We start from the raw sequence: 1,288 nt of genomic DNA, 5'->3' as shown, positions 1-1,288 counted from the left end.
TTGGCGACCACCAGAACCGTGTTCGAGCCGCTCCGCTTCGAGTACGCGATCACCGCTTCCTGGTCCGCGTGGTGGAAGTGGAGGTCGCGCAGCTGCTGCAGAGCCGGGTTCTCCCGTCGGATGGTGTTGAGGCGGGTGATCAGGGGGGTGATGGTGTGGCCCTGGCGTTCGGCGGTGTCCCAGTCGCGGGGTTTGAGCTGGTACTTCTCCGAGTTGAGGTATTCCTCGCTGCCGTCCTTGAGCGGGGTGTTCTCGCACAGTTCGTAGCCGGAGTAGACGCCCCAGGTGGGCGAGAGGGTGGCGGCCAGCACCGCGCGGACCTCGAACGCGGGCCGGCCGCCGCGCTGCAGGTAGGCGTGCAGGATGTCGGGGGTGTTGACGAAGAAGTTGGGCCGCATGTAGGCGGCCGCCTCACCGGACAGCTCGGTGCAGTAGTCGGTCAGCTCCTGCTTGGAGGTGCGCCAGGTGAAGTAGGTGTAGGACTGCTGGAAGCCGATCTGGGCCAGGGTGTGCATCATGGCCGGCCGGGTGAACGCCTCCGCCAGGAAGATCACGTCCGGGTCGGTGGCGTTGATCTCGGCGATCACCTTCTGCCAGAAGGCGACCGGCTTGGTGTGCGGGTTGTCCACGCGGAAGATCCGCACGCCGGCGGTCATCCAGACCCGCAGCACCCGCAGGGTCTCGGCGATCAGGCCGTCGAGGTCGGCGTCGAAGGCGATGGGGTAGATGTCCTGGTACTTCTTGGGCGGGTTCTCGGCGTAGGCGATGGTGCCGTCCGGGCGGTGATGGAACCATTCGGGGTGTTTGTGCACCCAGGGGTGGTCCGGGGAGCACTGCAGGGCGAAGTCCAGGGCGATCTCCAGGCCCAGCGCGCGGGCGCGGGCGATGAAGCGGGTGAAGTCCTCCATGCTGCCCAGCCGCGGGTGGACCGTGTCGTGGCCGCCCTCGGGGGAGCCGATCGCCCAGGGCACGCCGACGTCGTCGGGGCCGGCGGACAGGCTGTTGTTGCGGCCCTTGCGGTAGGTGGTGCCGATCGGGTGGATGGGCGGCAGGTAGACGACGTCGAAGCCCATCGCGGCGATCGCCGGAAGCCTGCGCGCGGCCGTGGCGAACGTGCCGTGCGGCTCCTCCTCGGTGCCCTCGGAGCGGGGGAAGAACTCGTACCAGGACCCGTACAGGGCTCTTTCCCGCTCCACCAGCAGCGGCAGGGACTCCGAGGCGGTCACGAACTCCCGCAGCGGATGCCGCGCCAGCACCGCATCCACCTCCGGCGTCAACGCACCCGCCA

At 68.7% G+C, this 1,288-nt stretch carries 1 protein-coding gene; it reads right to left on the bottom strand.

The features are described 5' to 3' along the window. Positions 1-1,288 (bottom strand): alpha-amylase family protein (locus MQN93_RS43655; protein ID WP_242713911.1); only part of this gene is annotated, 1,288 nt, incomplete at both ends.

Source organism: Streptomyces spinosisporus, assembly GCF_022698145.1.
Lineage (GTDB): Bacteria > Actinomycetota > Actinomycetes > Streptomycetales > Streptomycetaceae > Streptomyces > Streptomyces spinosisporus.
This window is presented reverse-complemented; position numbering and strand designations above follow the sequence as displayed.